The following is an 18,561-nucleotide window of genomic DNA, read 5'->3' on the forward strand; positions in this document are numbered from 1 at the left end:
AGACGAGGAACAGCATGAACCTGCCGAAGAAGGTCCGCCTGGTGGAAGTCGGTCCGCGCGACGGACTGCAGAACGAGAAACAGCCGATCGAGGTGGCCGACAAGATCCGCCTGGTCGATGACCTGAGCGCCGCCGGCCTGGACTACATCGAAGTGGGCAGCTTCGTCTCGCCCAAGTGGGTGCCGCAGATGGCCGGCTCGGCCGAGGTGTTCGCCGGCATCCGCCAGCGTCCCGGCGTGACCTACGCGGCGCTGGCGCCGAACCTGAAAGGCTTCGAGGCGGCGCTGGAGTCGGGGGTGAAGGAAGTGGCGGTGTTCGCCGCCGCGTCGGAAGCCTTCTCCCAGCGCAACATCAACTGCTCGATCAAGGACAGCCTGGAGCGCTTCGTACCGGTGCTGGAGGCGGCGCGCCAGCACCAGGTGCGGGTGCGCGGCTACATTTCCTGCGTGCTCGGCTGTCCCTACGACGGCGATGTCGATCCGCGCCAGGTCGCCTGGGTCGCCCGCGAACTCCAGCAGATGGGCTGCTACGAAGTGTCCCTGGGCGACACCATCGGCGTCGGCACCGCCGGTGCCACCCGCCGGCTGATCGAGGCGGTGGCCAGCGAGGTTCCCCGCGAGCGCCTCGCCGGGCACTTCCACGACACCTACGGGCAGGCCCTGGCGAACATCTACGCCAGCCTGCTGGAAGGCGTCGCGGTATTCGACAGCTCGGTGGCCGGCCTCGGCGGTTGTCCCTACGCCAAGGGCGCCACCGGCAACGTCGCCAGCGAAGACGTCCTCTACCTGCTGAACGGCCTGGAGATCCATACCGGGGTCGACATGCACGCCCTGGTCGACGCCGGCCAGCGCATCTGCGCGGTGCTCGGCAAGAGCAACGGATCGCGAGCGGCGAAGGCGTTGCTGGCCAAGGCCTGAGAAGCGGCGGATAACCGCGGGCGGTTATCCGCCCTACCTGACATCACCCTCAGGCTCGGAGACTGCATCATCCACCCTGGGTGCCGTCATACCCCATCCGCCAACTGATAGCCCGAGTCGTCGCAAGCAGCCGTTCCGCCGCCGGCCCCTGCTCCTCGGCCTGGAAGATGCTCGCCGGGCCGACCACCGTGAGCACCGCCGCCACCCGCCCGCGGGCGTCGAACACCGGTGCCGAGAGCGCCTCCACCCCAGGCATCAGCAGCCCATGGATCGCATGCAGGCCGCGCGCGCGGATGCCCTCCAGCAGCACCGCGTAGGCCGCCGGGTCGGCCAGCGGATGGTCGGCGCGCCCGGCCAACTCTTCCTCGCGCAGCTCGGCCACCTCGCGTTCCGGCAGGAACGCGGCGAACACCAGGCCGGTGGACGAACCGAGCAGCGGCAGCACCGAGCCGACCTGGGTGACCACCGTCACCGCGCGCACCGCCTGTTCCACCTGTACCACGGTGGCGCCACGGTTGCCCCAGACGGCGAGGAAGCAGGTCTCGTTGAGCTCGTCGCGCAGCTCGGCCAGCGGCGCGGCGGCGCTCTTCAGCACGTCCATGCTGTCCAGCGCCGCCAGGCCCACGCGCAGGGCCTCGCGCCCCAGCGAGTAATGATTGGTGGAGGCGTCCTGGACCGCGAAGCCGCTGGCGATCAATGCCTGCAGATAGCGATGGACCTTGCTCGCCGGCATCCCCACATGCTCCGCCAGGCGCGACAGCGAGGTCGCCGGGGAGAGTTCGGCGAGGGCCTTGAGGATATCGGTACCGACTTCGGCGGAGCGGACCTTCTGCTTGCCGGAGGTTTCGGCGGGACTGCTGTTCTTTTCCATGGACGCGGGTTCCTGCGGGCGGGGCCGACGTTATAGCTTGACGCTGCCTTCCACTCAAATTACGTTATGCGTAATTGAATTACGATAAAAATAACGCAGCCAGCGTGCCAGGTCCCCGGCGGATCGGCGGCAAGCTGCCCCCACTCCCCGGAGGCCTCAGATGAACCTCGACTCCACTGCCCTCGCCTATCAATCGGGCTTCGGCAACGAATTCAGCAGCGAAGCGCTCCCCGGCGCCCTGCCGGTCGGCCAGAACTCCCCGCAGAAAGCGCCCTACGGCCTGTACGCCGAACTGCTCTCCGGCACCGCCTTCACCATGGCTCGCAGCGAGGCCCGGCGCACCTGGCTGTACCGCATCACGCCGTCGGCCAAGCATCCGCCGTTCCGCCGCCTGGAACGACAGATCGCCGGTGCCGAACTGGATGCGCCGACTCCCAACCGCCTGCGCTGGGACCCGCTGGCACTGCCCGAGCAGCCCACCGACTTCCTCGACGGCCTGCTGCGCATGGCCGCCAACGCGCCCGGCGACAAGCCCGCCGGCGTGAGCATCTACCAGTACCTGGCCAACCGCTCGATGGAGCGTTGCTTCTACGACGCCGACGGCGAACTGCTGCTGGTCCCGCAATTGGGCCGTCTGCGCCTGTGCACCGAACTCGGCGCGCTACAAGTCGAACCGCTGGAGATCGCGGTGATCCCGCGCGGGATGAAGTTCCGCGTCGAGCTGCTCGACGGCGAGGCACGCGGCTATATCGCCGAGAACCACGGCGCGCCGCTGCGCCTGCCCGACCTCGGCCCGATCGGCAGCAATGGCCTGGCCAATCCGCGCGACTTCCTGACCCCGGTGGCGCGCTACGAGGACAGCCGCCAGCCGCTGCAACTGGTGCAGAAATACCTCGGCGAGCTGTGGGCCTGCGAGCTTGACCACTCGCCGCTGGACGTGGTCGCCTGGCACGGCAACAACGTGCCCTACAAGTACGACCTGCGCCGCTTCAACACCATCGGCACGGTCAGCTTCGACCACCCGGACCCGTCGATCTTCACCGTGCTGACCTCCCCCACCAGCGTCCCCGGCCTGGCCAACATCGACTTCGTGATCTTCCCGCCGCGCTGGATGGTGGCCGAGAACACCTTCCGTCCGCCATGGTTCCACCGCAACCTGATGAACGAATTCATGGGCCTGATCCAGGGCGCCTATGACGCCAAGGCCGGCGGCTTCGTGCCCGGCGGCGCCTCGCTGCACAGTTGCATGAGCGCCCACGGCCCGGACGCGGAAAGCTGCGACAAGGCCATCGCCGCCGACCTCAAGCCGCACAGGATCGACCAGACCATGGCCTTCATGTTCGAGACCAGCCAGGTCCTCCGGCCGAGCCGTGCCGCCCTCGAGACGCCGGCCCTGCAGAATGACTACGATGCCTGCTGGGCGTCGCTCGTATCCACCTTCAACCCGCAACGGAGATAACCCCATGAACCAGCCAACCCCCACTCGTAGCTGGGTCGCCTCCGCCAATGGGCATGCCGACTTTCCCCTGCAAAACCTGCCGCTGGGCATCTTCAGCCGTGCCGGCCTGAGCCCGCGTTGCGGCGTGGCCATCGGCGACTCGATCCTCGACCTGGACGCGGCGCTGGCCGCCGGGCTGTTCGAGGGTGCCGCCGGCGAAGCCGCCGAAGCCACCCGCGGCGGCGCGCTGAACGCCTTCTTCGCCCTCGGCAAGCCGGCCCGCGTGGCGCTGCGCCAGCGCCTGCTGGAGCTGCTCGGCGAAGGCGCCGCGGAGCGCCCGGAACTGCTCCATCCGGCCGCCGAGTGCCAAATGCACCTACCGGCCAGGATCGGCGACTACACCGACTTCTACGTCGGCATCCGCCACGCCGAGAACGTCGGCAAGCTGTTCCGCCCGGACAACCCACTGTTGCCCAACTACAAGCACGTGCCCATCGGCTACCACGGCCGCGCCTCGACCGTGCGCGTCTCCGGCAGCGAAGTGCGCCGGCCCAACGGCCAGACCCTGCCGGCCGGCGCCAGCGAGCCGGTGTTCGGCCCCTGCGCGCGCCTGGACTACGAACTGGAGCTGGGCATCTGGATCGGCCAGGGCAACGCCCTCGGCGAAGCCATCCCGGTTTCCCGCGCCGCCGAGCACATCGCCGGCTTCTGCCTGCTCAACGACTGGTCGGCGCGCGACATCCAGGCCTGGGAATACCAACCGCTCGGCCCGTTCCTGTCGAAGAGCTTCATCACCAGCGTCTCGCCCTGGGTGGTCACCGCCGAAGCCCTGGAGCCGTTCCGCCGTGCCCAGCCAGCGCGCCCCGAAGGCGACCCGCGGCCGCTGCCGTATCTCTACGACGACAACGACCAGGCCCACGGCGCCTTCGACATCGAGCTGGAGGTCCTGCTGCTCACCGAGGGCCTGCGCGAGAAAGGCCTGCCGCCGCAGCGCCTGACCCTGAGCAACAGCCTGAGCATGTACTGGACGGTGGCGCAGATGGTCGCCCACCACAGCGTCAATGGCTGCCAGTTGCAGCCCGGCGACCTGTTCGGCTCCGGCACCCTGTCCGGCGCCGAGCCCGGCCAGTTCGGCTCGCTGCTGGAGATCACCGCTGGCGGCAAGCAGCCGGTGCAACTGGCCTCCGGCGAGACCCGGCGCTTCCTCGAGGACGGCGACGAGGTCATCCTCCGCGCTCGCTGCAAGCGCGAGGGACATGTCTCGATCGGTTTCGGCGAATGTCGCGGCAAGGTGCTCGCGGCCCTTCCGGGGGCGCGCGGATGAAGCTCTATACCTACTACCGTTCCACCTCCTCCTACCGGGTGCGCATCGCCCTGGCGCTGAAGGGGCTGGACTACCAGTCGCTGCCGGTCAACCTGGTCCGCGACGGCGGCGAACACCGCCAACCCGCCTACCTGGCGCTCAACCCGCAGGGCCGCGTACCGGCCCTGCAGGTCGACGAGGGCGAGCTGCTGATCCAGTCGCCGGCGATCATCGAGTACCTCGAGGAGCGCTACCCGCAACCCGCCCTGCTCTCCAGCGATCCGCTGCGCCGCGCCCGCGAGCGCGGAGTCGCGGCGCTGGTCGGCTGCGACATCCACCCGTTGCACAACGCCAGCGTGCTCAACCTGCTGCGTCAGTGGGGCCACGACGAAGAGCAGGTCCGGCAGTGGATCGGCCACTGGGTCGGCCAGGGTCTCGCCGCCGTCGAGCAACTGATCGGCGACCAGGGCTGGTGCTTCGGCGACCGGCCGGGCCTGGCCGACGTCTACCTGGTCCCGCAGCTCTACGCCGCCGAGCGCTTCGGCGTGGCGCTGGACGCCTGGCCACGGATCCGCCGGGTCGCCGACCTGGCCGCCGCCCATCCGGCGTTCCGCCAGGCCCATCCGGCCAACCAGCCGGACACCCCGGCCGCCTGAGGGACCGCAGAGTCCCGCTCCTGAAGATAAAGGGGGGCGTCCGCCGGACGCCCCATCACCAATAAGAACCTCAGGTACCTTGCGATGCACAACCAGATCGCCAGCTTTCGCGCGGCGCTCGACGCGCGCCCCGTGTCCCGCTACCAGTGGCTGTTGCTGCTGCTCCTCGCCCTGTTGCTGGTCACCGATGGCTACGATGCCCAGGTGCTCGGCTACGTGGTGCCGACCCTGGCCCAGGAATGGGGCCTGGACAAGGCCGCGTTCGGCCCGGTGTTCAGCGCCAACCTGTTCGGCCTGACCGTCGGTTCGCTGCTGGTGACGCCGCTGGCGGACCGCTTCGGCATCCGCCGGGTGCTGCTCTGCTGCGTGCTGATCTACGCCAGCCTGACCGTCCTGATGGTCTTCGCCGGTTCCCTGGAAAGCCTGATGCTGGCGCGCTTCGTCTGCGGCATCGGAATGGGCGGGGCGATGCCCAGTGCCATGGCGCTGATGGCCGAGTATTCGCCACCGCGCCTGCGTACCCTGATGGTCACCCTGGCGGCCTGCGGTTTCTCCTTCGGCGGCGCCGCCGGCGGTTTCGTCGCCGCCGCCTTCATGGACGGCTTCGGCTGGCAGGCGGTGTTCCTCGCCGGCGGCGTCACCCCGTTGCTGCTGTTCCCCTTCCTCCTCCTGTTCCTCCCGGAGTCGCTGCCGCGCCTGCTCCGCGACGCACCGCCCTATGCCCGCCTGCGCCAGCTCAGCGAGCGTATGGCGCCGGGCTGGCAGCCGCCGCCGGCACAGGCCGACGCCGAGCCGGCGGCAAGCCTGACCGTGCTGGAGCTGTTCCGCCACGGTTACGCGCGGCCGACCCTGCTGCTCTGGGCGACCTTCTTCGTCAGCCTGATCCTGCTCTACTTCATGGTCAGCTGGCTGCCCTCGCTGCTCCAGGAAAGCGGCCTGACACGCAATGCGGCGAACCTGGCGACCTCGATGTTCCTCTTCGCCGGCACCCTCGGCGCGATGCTCCTGGCCTGGCTCGCCGACCGCCTGCGCAGCAAGGTCCGCCTGCTGGCGGCGATTCTCGCCGGCGCCGCGCTGTTCACCCTGCTCCTCGGCCTCAACCACGACCAGCCGCGCTGGCTGCTGGCGTTCGTCTTCGCCGCCGGCTTCTGCATCATCGGCGGGCAGTTGACCCTGAACGCCTTCGCCAGCAACTTCTACCCGGCCCAGGTACGCGCCACCGGCACCGGCTGGGCGCTGGGCGTGGGCCGCTTCGGTTCGATCCTCGGCCCACTGTTCGGCAGCCTGCTGCTGGGCATGCACATATCCGTGGAGAACATCTTCATGCTTGCGGCGATTCCCGCCGGGCTCGCCGCGCTACTGATCCTCCAGGTCCGCTCGCCCGCCGCCCAGGCGCAGCGGGAAAGCGCCGCCGCGCTGGCCGTCGAGGAATCCTGAGCCTTCACCGCGAGCGGCTTCCCGGCTACAGTGGCGGGCCGTTTCGCCGTCCGCCGCAGGAGCCGCCGATGAACGACGCCGACAGCCTCCAGGATTACCAACGCGTGCGCCAGCAGGCGATCCGTTCGCTGTTCGAGATCGTCGAAGGCTCCAGCGAAGGCACGGTGATCGTCGACCGCGAGGCCCGCATCGTCTGGATCAACCAGCGCTACGCCCAGCGTTTCGGCCTCGCCGACCCGGCGCAGGCCATCGGCCGGCCCTGCGAAAGCGTGATCCCCGGTAGCCTGCTGCGCGAAGTGGTAGGCAGCGGCAAGCCGATCCTGCTGGACATGATGGACAGCGCGAAGGACCCGCTGGTGGTGATGCGCCTGCCGATCCACGACCACGCCGGCGAAGTGATCGGCGCCATCGGCTTCGCCCTGCTCGACGAACTGCGTTCGCTGTCGCCGCTGGTGACCCGCTACCTGAGCATGCAGCGCGAACTGGCCTCGACCCGCTCGCAATTGCAGGCGCGCCAGGCCAAGTACAGCTTCAGCCACTTCGTCGGCACCAGTCCGGCCAGCCTGGAAGTCAAGCGCCGCGCCCGTCGTGGCGCGGCCAGCGAAGCGCCGGTGCTGTTGCTCGGCGAGACCGGCACCGGCAAGGAACTGCTCGCCCACGCCATCCACAGCGCTTCGCCGCGGGCGCACAAGGCCTTCGTCAGCGTGAACGCCGCGGCGATCCCGGAAAGCCTGCTGGAGGCCGAATTCTTCGGTACCGCCCCGGGGGCCTTCACCGGTGCCGAGCGCAAGGGCCGGCCAGGCAAGTTGCAGGTGGCCCAGGGCGGCACGTTGTTCCTCGACGAGATCGGCGACATGCCGCTGGCCTTGCAAGGTAAGCTGTTGCGCGTGCTACAGGAGAAAGAGTTCGAAGCGGTGGGTTCCAACGAAGTGATCCGCAGCGACATCCGCCTGGTCGCCGCCACTTCCATCGACCTGCAGCAGGCGATGCGCGAAGGCCGTTTCCGCGCTGACCTCTACTACCGGCTGAACGTCCTGCCGATCGAGATCCCGCCGTTGCGCCAGCGCCTGGACGACCTCCCGGCGCTCTGCGAGTCGATCCTCGACAGCCTCGACCACGGCCGTCTCCACGAACTCGGCGGCGACGCCCTGGCGCTGCTCGCCCGGCATGCCTGGCCGGGCAACGTCCGCGAACTGCGCAACGTGCTGGAACGCGCGCTGCTGCTGGCCGACCAACGGTTGCTGGACGCCGCCGCCCTCGGCGCGGCGCTGGGGCCCCTGCAACCGCTGCCGGAGCTGCCTCGAGCGGCGGACGACAGGCCGGTCGGGGATTTCCAACAGGCCCGCGAAGCCTTCGAGCGCGACCTGATCGGACGGGCCCTGGCGCAGAGTGCCGGCAATGTGGTGGAAGCGGCGAAACGCCTGGGCCTGGGTCGCTCGACCCTGTACAAGAAGATCGTGGCGCTGGGCATTCGTCTCGACAGCGGGACTCGTCTCGAAATAGAGACGAACTGAGACCTGCATAGCCACTGAACTTTCGCTCGATTACGTCTCCATTTTGAGACAACGCTATTCCCCACGCTCCCCTTCGTCTCGCCGCAGCCCGCGAAAACCGCGATTCTGGGGCCTGGCACGGTTATCGCAACGTGCCTTTCCGACGGCCCTGCCCCGTTCCAGGCCGTCACGCCGGTGCCCGCACCGTTCGACAACAAGAAACAGGCCCGGAGCGCCTTCCCCATACGAAGCGCGCCCCGCAGCGCCGTGGAGATATGCCCGATGAGCGTGATCATCGCCCTTGCCGCCCTGGGCCTGCTGATGCTGGCCGCCTACCGGGGCTACAGCGTCATCCTGTTCGCCCCCCTCGCCGCCCTCGGCGCCGTCCTGCTCACCGATCCCAGCGCGGTCGCGCCGACCTTCACCGGGGTGTTCATGGAGAAGATGGTCGGTTTCATCAAGCTTTACTTCCCGGTATTCCTGCTTGGCGCGGTGTTCGGCAAGCTGATCGAGCTGGCCGGCTTCTCCCGTTCCATCGTCGCGGCGGCGATCCGCCTGCTCGGCACCCGCCAGGCGATGCTGGTGATCGTACTGGTCTGCGCGCTGCTCACCTACGGCGGCGTCTCGCTGTTCGTGGTGGTGTTCGCGGTCTACCCGTTCGCCGCGGAGATGTTCCGCCAGAGCGACATCCCCAAGCGGTTGATTCCGGCGACCATCGCCCTCGGCGCGTTTTCCTTCACCATGGACGCGCTGCCCGGCACCCCGCAGATCCAGAACATCATCCCCTCAACCTTCTTCGGCACCCACGCCTGGGCCGCGCCCTGGCTCGGCACCCTCGGCGCGCTGTTCGTCTTCGCCGTGGGCATGCTCTACCTGCGACGCCAGGCGAACAAGGCGCGGCGCAACGGCGAAGGCTACGGCAGCGACCTGCGCAACGAGCCGGAGACCGCCGATGACCTGCGCCTGCCGAATCCCTGGCTGGCGCTCTCGCCGCTGGTGCTGGTCGGGGTCGCCAACCTGCTGTTCACCCACTGGATCCCGCAATGGTACGGCCAGGTCCATACCCTGCAACTGGCCGGCATGGCCACGCCGTTGCAAACCGAGGTCGGCAAGCTCACCGCGATCTGGGCAGTGCAGGCGGCCCTGCTGCTGGGCATCCTGCTGGTGCTGGCGAGCGGCTTCGCGGCGATCCGCAGCCGCCTCGCCGAAGGCACCCGCAGCGCGGTGGCCGGCTCGCTGCTGGCGGCGATGAACACCGCCTCGGAATACGGCTTCGGTGCGGTGATCGCCTCGCTGCCGGGCTTCCTGGTGCTGGCCGACGCGCTCAAGAGCATTCCCAATCCGCTGGTCAACGAAGCGATCACCGTCACCCTGCTGGCCGGCATCACCGGTTCCGCGTCGGGCGGCATGAGCATCGCCCTGGCGGCGATGTCCGATACCTTCATCGCCGCCGCCAACGCCGCGCAGATCCCCCTGGAAGTCCTCCACCGGGTCGCCGCCATGGCCAGCGGCGGGATGGATACCCTGCCGCACAACGGCGCGGTGATCACCCTCCTGGCGGTCACCGGCCTGACCCATCGGGAGGCGTACAAGGACATTTTCGGTATTACCCTGATCAAGACCCTGGCGGTGTTCTTCGTCATCGGGCTGTTCTACGCCACCGGCCTGGTCTGATCCGCCCTTTTTTCATCCAGCGGGAGAAACAGCATGACCCTGAAAGGCAAGACCGCCCTGGTCACCGGTTCCACCAGCGGCATCGGCCTGGGCATCGCCCTGAGCCTGGCCGAGGCCGGCGCCGACCTGCTCCTCAACGGCTTCGGCGAGGTCGACGCGGCACTGGCGCAGGTCCGCGCCCGCGGCGTGCGCGCAGAGCACCACCCGGCCGACCTCTCCAGCCCGGAGCAGATCGCCGAACTGATGGCCTTCGCCGAGCGGACCTTCGGCGGCGTCGACATCCTCGTCAACAACGCCGGCATCCAGTACGTGGCGCCGGTGCAGGAATTCCCCACGGAACGCTGGGACGCGATCATCGCGATCAACCTGTCCTCAGTGTTCCATACCACCCGCCTGGCCCTGCCGGGCATGCTCGCGCGCGGCTGGGGGCGGATCGTCAACATCGCCTCGACCCACGGCCTGGTCGCCTCGGCCGGGAAGAGCGCCTACGTCGCCGCCAAGCATGGCGTGCTCGGCCTGACCAAGAGTGTGGCGCTGGAAACGGCGCGCACGCCGGTGACCTGCAACGCCATCTGCCCCGGCTGGGTGCTGACCCCGTTGGTGCAGAAGCAGATCGACGCGCGCACCGCCGAGGGCGTCTCGCCCGAACAGGCGGAACATGACCTGCTGGCGGAAAAGCAACCCTCGCTGGCCTTCGTCACCCCCGAGCAACTCGGCGGACTGACGCTGTTCCTTTGCAGCGAAGCCGCCGACCAGGTGCGCGGCGCGGCCTGGAACATGGATGGCGGCTGGGTGGCGCAGTAGCCGGGGCGGCCAGCCTCTCCCCAGACCCTCTCCCTGAAGGGAGAGGGAACCATCCGGAGTTCGCCCGCCCCATTGCGTAGGGCGGATAACGCCACAGGCGTTATCCGCCGATACCTCGTTTCCCGGCGCGGCTGCCCTCGCCCCAACCTTCTCCCTGAAGGGAGAGGAAGTTATCGGGGGGGCGATGCGCTACGGCATCACCGGCGGGATGTACGCCAGGGTGCTGCCCAGGGCCCAGAGCAGCACCAGCACCAGCGGGATGTGCACCAGCAACTGGACGAACGAGAAGCCGATCAGGTCGCGCGCCTTCAGCCCCAGCACGCCGAGCAACGGCAGCATGTAGAACGGGTTGATCAGGTTCGGCAGCGCCTCGGCGGCGTTGTAGATCTGCACCGCCCAGCCGAGGTGGTATTGCAGCTCGTTGGCCACCTGCATCACGTACGGCGCCTCGATGATCCACTTGCCGCCGCCGGAGGGAATGAAGAAGCCCAGCACCGCCGAGTACACGCCCATCAGCAGCGCGTAGGTGTCGTGGGAGGCGATCTGTACGAAGAAGGTCGAGATATGGTGGGCCAGGGTCTCGCCGTCGCTGCCGTTGACCGTGGTCATGATCGCCGCGATCGAGCCGTACAGCGGGAACTGGATCAGCACCCCGGTGGTGGTCGGCACCGCGCGCGCCACCGCGTCGAGGAAGCTGCGCGGGCGCCAGTGCAGCAACGCGCCGAGCATCAGGAACAGCAGGTTATAGGTGTTCAACCCGGAGATCGCCAGGATCGCCGGCTTGGTCGAGAACTCGTGGACCAGCCAGCCGCCGGCCAGCAGTACCAGCAGGATGATCAGCAACGGGCTGTGCTCCAGCCACTCGCCGGGCCGGGTCGGCGCCAGCCTGGCCGGAGCGGTGAAGCTCACGTCGACCCCGCAATCCTTGGCGTCGCGGGCGCTGGCGGCGCTCGGCGCGGTCATGTAGGCGATCACCAGCGAGACCAGGATCAGCGCCAGCAGCATGACCCCGGACTGCCAGAGGAAGATGGTCTCGGTGAAGGGGATCACCCCGGTGATCGCCAGGATCGACGGTGGCAGGCTGGCCGGGTTGGCCTGCAACTGCGCGGCCGACGACGACAGGCCCAGCGCCCACACCGCGCCCAGCCCGAGGTAGGCCGCGGCGCCGGCGGCGCGGTAGTCCATGCGCAGGTCGCTGCGGCGCGCCAGGGCGCGTACCAGCAGGCCGCCGAAGACCAGGCTGAGGCCCCAGTTGAGCAGCGAGGCGAGCATCGACACCAGCGCCACCCAGCAGACCGCCGAGCGGCCATTCTTCGGCACCCGCGCGAGCAGGTCGATGAGACGCGAGGCGGGGCCTGAACTGGCCACCACATAGCCGCCGATGACCACGAAGGCCATCTGCATGGTGAACGGGATCAGGCTCCAGAAACCGTCGCCGAAGGCTTTCGCCGTGGCGGTCGGTCCGGCGCCCATGGCCAGCGCGGCCAGGCTGACGATGAGGATGGCCAGGGCGGCGAACACCCAGGAGTCGGGAAACCAGCGCTCGGCCCAGTTCGAGCAACGCATGGCGAAGCGCGCGGAGCGGCTTTCTTGGATGGGAAGGATAGCGGTCATCGCGGATTCTCTCGGTTTTATTGTTATTCGGCGACTACGGGGCCGCCTGTGTGTGCTACGGCTCCCTGGGCACCCGGCCGTCCCGAGGGGCGGAACGGTACGGGGCCGGTCGGACGGTCAAGGCCGTCCGCCGCTCGTTCCCTGGACACGAGCGCGCCATGCCCCCGCGAAAGGACATGGCGCGATCACGCCGCGAGCGGCAGGTCGATGGATCAGTCGCGGGCCAGGGTCAGGGCGACGCCCTGCCCGCCGCCGATGCACAGGGTGGCGAGGCCCTTCTTCGCGTCGCGACGGATCATCTCGTGCAGCAGGGTCACCAGCACCCGGCAGCCGGACGCGCCGATCGGGTGGCCAAGGGCGATGGCGCCGCCGTTGACGTTGACCCTGGCGGCATCCCAGCCCAGTTCCCGACCCACCGCCAGGGACTGCGCGGCGAAGGCCTCGTTGGCCTCGATCAGGTCCAGTTGCTCCAGGCTCCAGCCGGCCTTGTCGAGCGCGCGACGGGTGGCGGAGACCGGGCCGATGCCCATGATCGCCGGGTCGACCCCGGCGCTGGCGTAGCTGGCGATCCGCGCCAGCACCGGCAGGCCCAGGGCCTTGGCCTTGGCTGCGCTCATCAGCAATACCGCGGCGGCGCCGTCGTTGAGGCTGGAGGCGTTGCCGGCGGTGACGCTGCCGTCCTTCCTGAAGGCCGGCTTGAGCTTGGCCAGGGCCTCGACGGTGGTGCCGGCGCGCGGCTGCTCGTCGGTATCGAAGCTCAGCGGCTCGCCCTTGCGCTGCGGGACCTGGATCGGCGTGATCTCGTCGCGGAAGCGCCCGCCCTCGATGGCGGCGATGGCCTTCTGCTGCGAAGCGGCGGCGAAGGCGTCCTGCTCCTCGCGGGTCAGGCCGTACTTCTCCGCCAGGTTCTCGGCGGTGATGCCCATGTGGTAGTCGTTGAAGGCGTCCCACAGGCCGTCCTCGATCATGCTGTCGACCAGCTTCGCATGGCCCATGCGCAGGCCGGTGCGGGCGCCGGGCATGACGTAGGGCGCCAGGCTCATGTTCTCCTGGCCGCCGGCGACGATCACCTCGGCGTCGCCGCAGCGGATCGCCTGGGCGCCCAGGTGCAGGGCCTTGAGGCCGGAGCCGCAGACCTTGTTCAGGGTCATGGCCGGCACGCCGACCGGCAGGCCGGCCTTGATCGCCGCCTGGCGCGCCGGGTTCTGCCCGGAACCGGCGGTGAGCACCTGGCCGAGGATCACTTCGTCGACCTGGCCGGCATCGAGACCGGTCTGTTCGAGCAGGCGGCGGATCACCGCGGCGCCCAGCTCGGGGGCGGGAATGCCGGCCAGCGAGCCCTGGAAGCTGCCGACGGCGGTACGGGTAGCGGCGACGATGACGACGTCTTGCATGGATGGTTCTCCTGGATTCGCCCGTGGCCGGGCCGAATCGCTGCGGGTGGACGTAGGCGGTGCGACAGGCTCCTATCCTACGCCCTCTGGAAAGGACGGTCCGCGCGGCCGGCGCCTTGCGTGGAGGCGCCGGCCGCGCGGGCCGCGATTCAGAAACTCATTTCCGGCACGTGCTCGGGGACGATCAGCTTGCCGGCGGTCTTCGCCACGATCTCCTCGACGCTGACCCCGGGGGCGCGCTCGCGGAGGATGAAGGCGCCGTCCTCGATCTCCAGGTAGGCCAGGTCGGTGAGCACCTTGCGAATGCAGCCGCAACCGGTCAGCGGCAGGGTGCAGTACGGCAGCAGCTTGGACTCGCCGTCCTTGGAGGCGTGGGTCATGGTGACGATGATGTTCTCGGCGCCGGCCACCAGGTCCATGGCGCCGCCCATGCCCTTGACCAGCTTGCCGGGGATCATCCAGGAGGCGATGTTGCCGCGCACGTCCACCTCGAAGGCACCGAGCACGGTGAGGTCGACGTGGCCGCCACGGATCATGGCGAAGGACTGCGCCGAGTCGAAGATCGACGCGCCGACGCGGGCGGTCACGGTCTGCTTGCCGGCGTTGATCATGTCGGCGTCGACTTCCGCCTCGCTGGGGAACGCGCCCATGCCGAGCAGGCCGTTCTCCGACTGGAGCATGACGTCGATGCCCTCCGGTACGTAGTTGGCCACCAGGGTCGGGATGCCAATGCCGAGGTTGACGTAGTAGCCGTCCTTCAATTCGCGCGCCACGCGCTGCGCCATCTGTTCGCGGGTAAGTGCCATCTGGGGAAACCTCTTGTCGTTGTAGCGGCCGCCGTCAGGCGCGCAGCGTGCGTTTCTCGATGCGTTTCTCGAAGCGACCCTGGATGATCCGGTCGACGTAGATGCCGGGGGTGTGGATCTGCGTCGGGTCCAGTTCGCCGGGCTCGACGATCTCCTCCACCTCGACCACCGTGATGCGCCCGGCGGTGGCGACCAGCGGGTTGAAGTTCTGCGCGGTGTGGCGATAGACGACGTTGCCGAAATGGTCGGCCTTCCAGCCCTTGACGATGGCGAAGTCGCCGGTGATGGCCGGTTCGAGGATGTAGTGGCGGCCATTGAACTCGCGCGCCTCCTTGCCCTCGGCGACCGGGGTGCCGTAGCCGGTGGCGGTGAAGAAGGCCGGGATGCCGGCGCCGCCGGCGCGGATCTTCTCGGCCAGCGAGCCTTGCGGGGTCAGTTCGACTTCCAGCTCGCCACTGAGCAGTTGTTGCTCGAACAGGGCGTTCTCGCCGACGTAGGAGGCGATCATCTTGCGGATCTGCCGGTCTTCCAGCAGCACGCCGAGGCCGAAACCGTCGACGCCGCAGTTGTTCGAGACCACCGTGAGGTCCCTGACCCCGCGCCGGCGGATTTCCGCGATCAGGTTCTCGGGAATCCCGCAGAGGCCGAAGCCCCCGGCGAGGACGGTCATGCCGTCGGTCAGGCCTTCGAGGGCCTCTTCGTAACTGCCTACTCGCTTGTCGAGTCCGCTCATGCTGCTGTGCCTCTTCCGGCTCTTGTGATTGTGCGTGCGGCAGTCTGACTGCCGGGTCGCACAGAGCTTCTCCGCTGCGGACTGATTTGTTAAGTTTGTTTTTCCAATCCATTGATGAGAAAAACAAATAAATGACCGTCAAGCAGTTGCGCGCTTTCCTCGCCGTGGCGCAGAGCCTCAGCTTCGCCCAGGCCGGCGAACGCCTGCACCTCTCCCAGCCGGCCCTGAGCCTGGCGATCAAGAGCCTGGAGGAAAGCCTCGGCGGTCCGCTGCTGGAACGTACCACCCGCAGCGTCAGCCTCACCCCCGAGGGCGAGACCCTGCTGCCGCTGGCGCTGCGCCTGCTGGCCGACTGGGACAATACCGAGGAATTGCTGCGCCAGCACTTCACCCTGCAACTGGGCAAGGTCTCCATCGCCGCCATGCCCTCCTTCGCCGGCAACCTGCTGCCGCTGGTCTTGAAGACCTTTCGCGAACGCCACCCGCGGGTCAACGTGGCGGTGCACGACGTGATCAACGAGCAGGTGCTGGAGATGGTCCGCAACCGACGCGTCGAGCTGGGCATCGCCTTCGAACCGGAGTCCCTGGAAAACCTCGAGTTCACCCCGTTCTACAGCGACCGCTTCGTCGCCGTGGTGCCGGCCGGCTCGCCGCTGTCCGGGCAGGAGCGGGTCAGTTGGCGCGAACTGCTCGGCGAGCCCTTCATCACCCTGCAACGCCCCTCGGCGGTGCGCCTGCTCCTGGAAGAAAGCGTGGCCGCCGAGCACGGTCGCTTGCCGGTGGCGTTCGAGAGCCACCAACTGGTCACGGTCGGGCGGATGGTCGCCCAGGGACTCGGTGTCAGCGCCGTGCCGACCCTGTGCATCCAGCAGATGCAGGAACTCGGCGCGCGCTGCCTGCCGCTCTACGCGCCGCAGGTGCAGCGACGGGTCGGCCTGCTGCGGCTGAGCGAGCACAAGCTGTCCACCGCCGCCCAGGCCCTCAGCGACGTGCTGCTGCATGGCACCGACTGGCGCTCGCTGGCGCTGCCGCAGGACCAGTCCACGGAGTGAGGCAGGCAGCGGCGGGTCCGGTTATGCTTCCTGCATGTCCCGGAACAACAACAAGGACGGACACGCCATGCCCGCACCGCTCTGGAGCCCTTCCGCCGAACGCATCGCCGCCAGTCGCATGGAGGCCTTCCGACGCTTCGTCAACCAGCGGCACGCCCTCGGCCTGGTCGACTACCCGGCGCTGCATGCCTGGAGCGTGCAGCGGCGCGAGGCGTTCTGGCAGGCCATCGTCGACTTCTTCGAGGTGCGCTTCCAGCAACCGCCGCGTGCGGTCCTCGAGGAAGGCGCGCAGATGCCCTCGGCGCGCTGGTTCCCCGGCGCCACGCTGAATTTCGCCGAACACCTGCTGCGCCGCCGCGATGATGCCCCGGCGCTGATCGCGGTGAGCGAAGACGGTCGCCGCGAGGTGCTCAGCCACGCCGAACTGGCCCGTCACGTGGCGGGCCTGCAGAAGCGCCTCGCCGCCCTGGGCATAGGCCCCGGCGACCGGGTCGCCGCGCTGATGCCGAACACCTGGCAGACCGTGGTCGGCATGCTCGCCACCGCCAGCCTCGGCGCGACCTGGTCGAGCTGCTCGCCGGACTTCGGTACCCAGGGCGTGATCGACCGCTTCGGCCAGATCGAACCGCGCGTGCTGATCGCCTGTGCCGGCTACCGCTACGCCGGCAAGTCGCTGGACCTGACCGCCAAGCTCAACGAGGTGCTCGCCGGCCTGCCCGGCCTGGAGCAACTGCTGGTGGTGCCCTACGACCGTCCGCAGGCGCAGCCGCAGGACTACCGCTGCCAGGCGCAGGTCGCGCTGTGGGACGGGTTCTACCAGGCCGAGGGCGAGCCGGTCTTCACCCCGGTGCCCTTCGAGCAGCCGCTGTACATCCTCTATTCGTCGGGCACCACCGGAGTCCCCAAGTGCATCGTCCATGCCACCGGCGGCGTGCTCCTGCAACATCTCAAGGAGCACGGCCTGCACACCGACCTGGGCGACGGCGACCGGCTGTTCTACTACACCACCTGCGGCTGGATGATGTGGAACTGGCTGGCCTCCGGTCTGGCGGTGGGCGCCAGCCTGGTGCTCTACGACGGCTCGCCGTTCCACCCCGGCCCCGAGCGCCTGCTGGACCTCATCGACGCCGAGGACATCGCCGTGTTCGGCGCCAGCGCCAAGTACCTGGCGGCGCTCGAGAAGGCCGGCGTGCGCCCGCGCCACAGCCACCGCCTGGACAGCCTGAGGACACTGCTCTCCACCGGTTCGCCGCTGGCCCACGAAAGCTTCGACTACGTCTACCGCGAGCTGAAGAGCGACCTCTGCCTGTCGTCGATCTCCGGCGGCACCGACATCGTTTCCTGCTTCGCCATCGGCAACCCGGTGCTGCCGGTGTGGCGCGGCGAACTGCAATGCAAGGCGCTGGGCATGGCCGTGGAAATCTGGGACGACGACGGCCGCCGCCTCGCCAGCGGCAAGGGCGAGCTGGTCTGCACCCGGCATTTCCCGTCGATCCCGCTGGGCTTCTGGAACGACCCGGATGGCACCAGGTTCCACGACGCCTACTTCGCCAGCTTTCCCGGCGTCTGGGCCCATGGCGACTACGCCGAGGAAACCGCCCACGGCGGGCTGGTCATCCACGGCCGCTCCGACGCGGTGCTCAATCCCGGCGGCGTGCGCATCGGCACCGCGGAAATCTACCGCCAGGTGGAAAAGGTCGAGGAAGTCCTCGAGTCCATCGCCATCGGCCAGGACTGGCAGGGCGATGTGCGTGTGCTGCTGTTCGTCCGCCTGCGCGACGGCGTGCGACTCGACGAGCCGCTGCGCGAACGCATCCGCCAGACCATCCGCGCCAACGCCACGCCGCGCCACGTACCGGCGAAGATCATCCAGGTCGCCGATATCCCGCGCACCCTGAGCGGCAAGATCGTCGAGCTTGCGGTGCGCAACGTGATCCACGGCCGCCCGGTGAAGAACACCGACGCCCTGGCCAACCCGCAGGCGCTGGAGCTTTATCGCGACCTCGCCGAACTGCGCGACTGAAGCCGCGGCGAGCCTGGGCTAGAATGCGCGTTCCGTCCTACCGCAAAAGGTAATTCCATGCCCGTCGCCATGGCCCGCCACATCCTGGTCAAGACCGAAGCCGAGGCCGCGCAACTGAAGCAGCGCCTGGCCAAGGGCGAGGACTTCGCCACGCTGGCGAAGAAGCATTCGACCTGCCCGTCCGGCAAGCGCGGCGGCGACCTCGGCGAGGTGCGCCCGGGGCAGATGGTCAGGTCCATCGACAATGCCATCTTCAGGAAACCCGTGGGCGTGCTCCAGGGTCCGCTGAAGAGCCAGTTCGGCTACCATCTCCTGGAAGTGTATTTCCGCGACTGAACCGCCACCG

The 18,561-nt window shown here is 68.7% G+C and carries 16 protein-coding genes; 11 read left to right on the forward strand and 5 right to left on the reverse strand.

All coding sequences use genetic code 11. The features are described 5' to 3' along the window. The first annotated feature begins 14 nt into the window (after nt 1-14). Entirely contained in the window at nt 15-917 is a 903-nt protein-coding gene (gene liuE / locus ACM0M4_RS16325) for a bifunctional 3-hydroxy-3-isohexenylglutaryl-CoA lyase/hydroxymethylglutaryl-CoA lyase (protein ID WP_003100393.1), read from the forward strand. A gap of 67 nt (nt 918-984) precedes the next feature. Here liuE and ACM0M4_RS16330 read toward each other — a convergent pair whose 3' ends face one another. Beyond that, nucleotides 985-1,788, reverse strand: coding sequence for an IclR family transcriptional regulator (locus tag ACM0M4_RS16330; RefSeq protein WP_003100395.1), 804 nt, complete (start codon nt 1,786-1,788; stop codon nt 985-987). Between the two features lie 160 nt (nt 1,789-1,948). Here ACM0M4_RS16330 and hmgA point away from each other — a divergent pair, with 160 nt between their 5' ends. From hmgA to bdhA, 7 genes are all read left to right on the forward strand, one after another. After that, entirely contained in the window at nt 1,949-3,247 is a 1,299-nt protein-coding gene (gene hmgA, locus ACM0M4_RS16335; protein ID WP_003100397.1) for a homogentisate 1,2-dioxygenase, read from the forward strand. Nucleotides 3,248-3,251: 4 nt separating this feature from the next. Then, a complete protein-coding gene (gene fahA / locus ACM0M4_RS16340) occupies nt 3,252-4,550 on the forward strand; it encodes a fumarylacetoacetase (RefSeq protein ID WP_003100400.1) in 1,299 nt (432 codons plus the stop codon). Beyond that, nucleotides 4,547-5,185, forward strand: coding sequence for a maleylacetoacetate isomerase (gene maiA, locus ACM0M4_RS16345; RefSeq protein WP_003100402.1), 639 nt, complete (start codon nt 4,547-4,549; stop codon nt 5,183-5,185). Before fahA ends, maiA begins: the two co-directional genes overlap by 4 nt. A gap of 84 nt (nt 5,186-5,269) precedes the next feature. Then, nucleotides 5,270-6,622, forward strand: a complete 1,353-nt coding sequence (locus ACM0M4_RS16350; protein WP_003088580.1) for an MFS transporter — start codon at nt 5,270-5,272, stop codon at nt 6,620-6,622. Nucleotides 6,623-6,690: 68 nt separating this feature from the next. Continuing rightward, nucleotides 6,691-8,136 carry a sigma-54-dependent transcriptional regulator HbcR gene (hbcR, locus tag ACM0M4_RS16355; protein ID WP_058182060.1) on the forward strand — a complete coding sequence of 482 codons (1,446 nt, stop codon included), beginning with the start codon at nt 6,691-6,693 and terminating at the stop codon, nt 8,134-8,136. A 261-nt stretch (nt 8,137-8,397) separates the two neighbouring features. After that, nucleotides 8,398-9,789, forward strand: a complete 1,392-nt coding sequence (locus ACM0M4_RS16360; RefSeq protein ID WP_003088575.1) for a GntP family permease — start codon at nt 8,398-8,400, stop codon at nt 9,787-9,789. Between the two features lie 33 nt (nt 9,790-9,822). Further along, nucleotides 9,823-10,593 carry a 3-hydroxybutyrate dehydrogenase gene (bdhA, locus tag ACM0M4_RS16365; RefSeq protein ID WP_004349518.1) on the forward strand — a complete coding sequence of 257 codons (771 nt, stop codon included), beginning with the start codon at nt 9,823-9,825 and terminating at the stop codon, nt 10,591-10,593. A 189-nt stretch (nt 10,594-10,782) separates the two neighbouring features. On the opposite strand, the gene ACM0M4_RS16370 is transcribed toward bdhA, so the two are convergent. From ACM0M4_RS16370 to ACM0M4_RS16385, 4 genes are all read right to left on the reverse strand, one after another. Beyond that, entirely contained in the window at nt 10,783-12,207 is a 1,425-nt protein-coding gene (locus ACM0M4_RS16370; RefSeq protein ID WP_003088572.1) for a short-chain fatty acid transporter, read from the reverse strand. 212 nt (nt 12,208-12,419) lie between these two features. After that, nucleotides 12,420-13,601: an acetyl-CoA C-acetyltransferase gene (locus ACM0M4_RS16375; RefSeq protein ID WP_003121716.1), complete on the reverse strand. Its 1,182-nt coding sequence runs from the start codon at nt 13,599-13,601 to the stop codon at nt 12,420-12,422. Nucleotides 13,602-13,750: 149 nt separating this feature from the next. Then, nucleotides 13,751-14,407 carry a CoA transferase subunit B gene (locus ACM0M4_RS16380; protein WP_003088567.1) on the reverse strand — a complete coding sequence of 219 codons (657 nt, stop codon included), beginning with the start codon at nt 14,405-14,407 and terminating at the stop codon, nt 13,751-13,753. A gap of 34 nt (nt 14,408-14,441) precedes the next feature. Next, nucleotides 14,442-15,140 (reverse strand): CoA transferase subunit A, encoded by a 699-nt coding sequence (locus tag ACM0M4_RS16385; RefSeq protein ID WP_003088566.1) that lies wholly within the window; start codon nt 15,138-15,140, stop codon nt 14,442-14,444. Nucleotides 15,141-15,271: 131 nt separating this feature from the next. Here ACM0M4_RS16385 and ACM0M4_RS16390 point away from each other — a divergent pair, with 131 nt between their 5' ends. From ACM0M4_RS16390 to ACM0M4_RS16400, 3 genes are all read left to right on the forward strand, one after another. Next, nucleotides 15,272-16,192 carry a LysR family transcriptional regulator gene (locus ACM0M4_RS16390; RefSeq protein ID WP_003120214.1) on the forward strand — a complete coding sequence of 307 codons (921 nt, stop codon included), beginning with the start codon at nt 15,272-15,274 and terminating at the stop codon, nt 16,190-16,192. 67 nt (nt 16,193-16,259) lie between these two features. Then, nucleotides 16,260-18,215, forward strand: coding sequence for an acetoacetate--CoA ligase (locus tag ACM0M4_RS16395; RefSeq protein ID WP_023114324.1), 1,956 nt, complete (start codon nt 16,260-16,262; stop codon nt 18,213-18,215). A gap of 57 nt (nt 18,216-18,272) precedes the next feature. Beyond that, nucleotides 18,273-18,551, forward strand: coding sequence for a peptidylprolyl isomerase (locus tag ACM0M4_RS16400; RefSeq protein WP_003088559.1), 279 nt, complete (start codon nt 18,273-18,275; stop codon nt 18,549-18,551). Nucleotides 18,552-18,561 lie beyond the last annotated feature (10 nt).

It is taken from the genome of Pseudomonas sp. 18-147, assembly GCF_051048045.1.
GTDB lineage: Bacteria > Pseudomonadota > Gammaproteobacteria > Pseudomonadales > Pseudomonadaceae > Pseudomonas > Pseudomonas aeruginosa.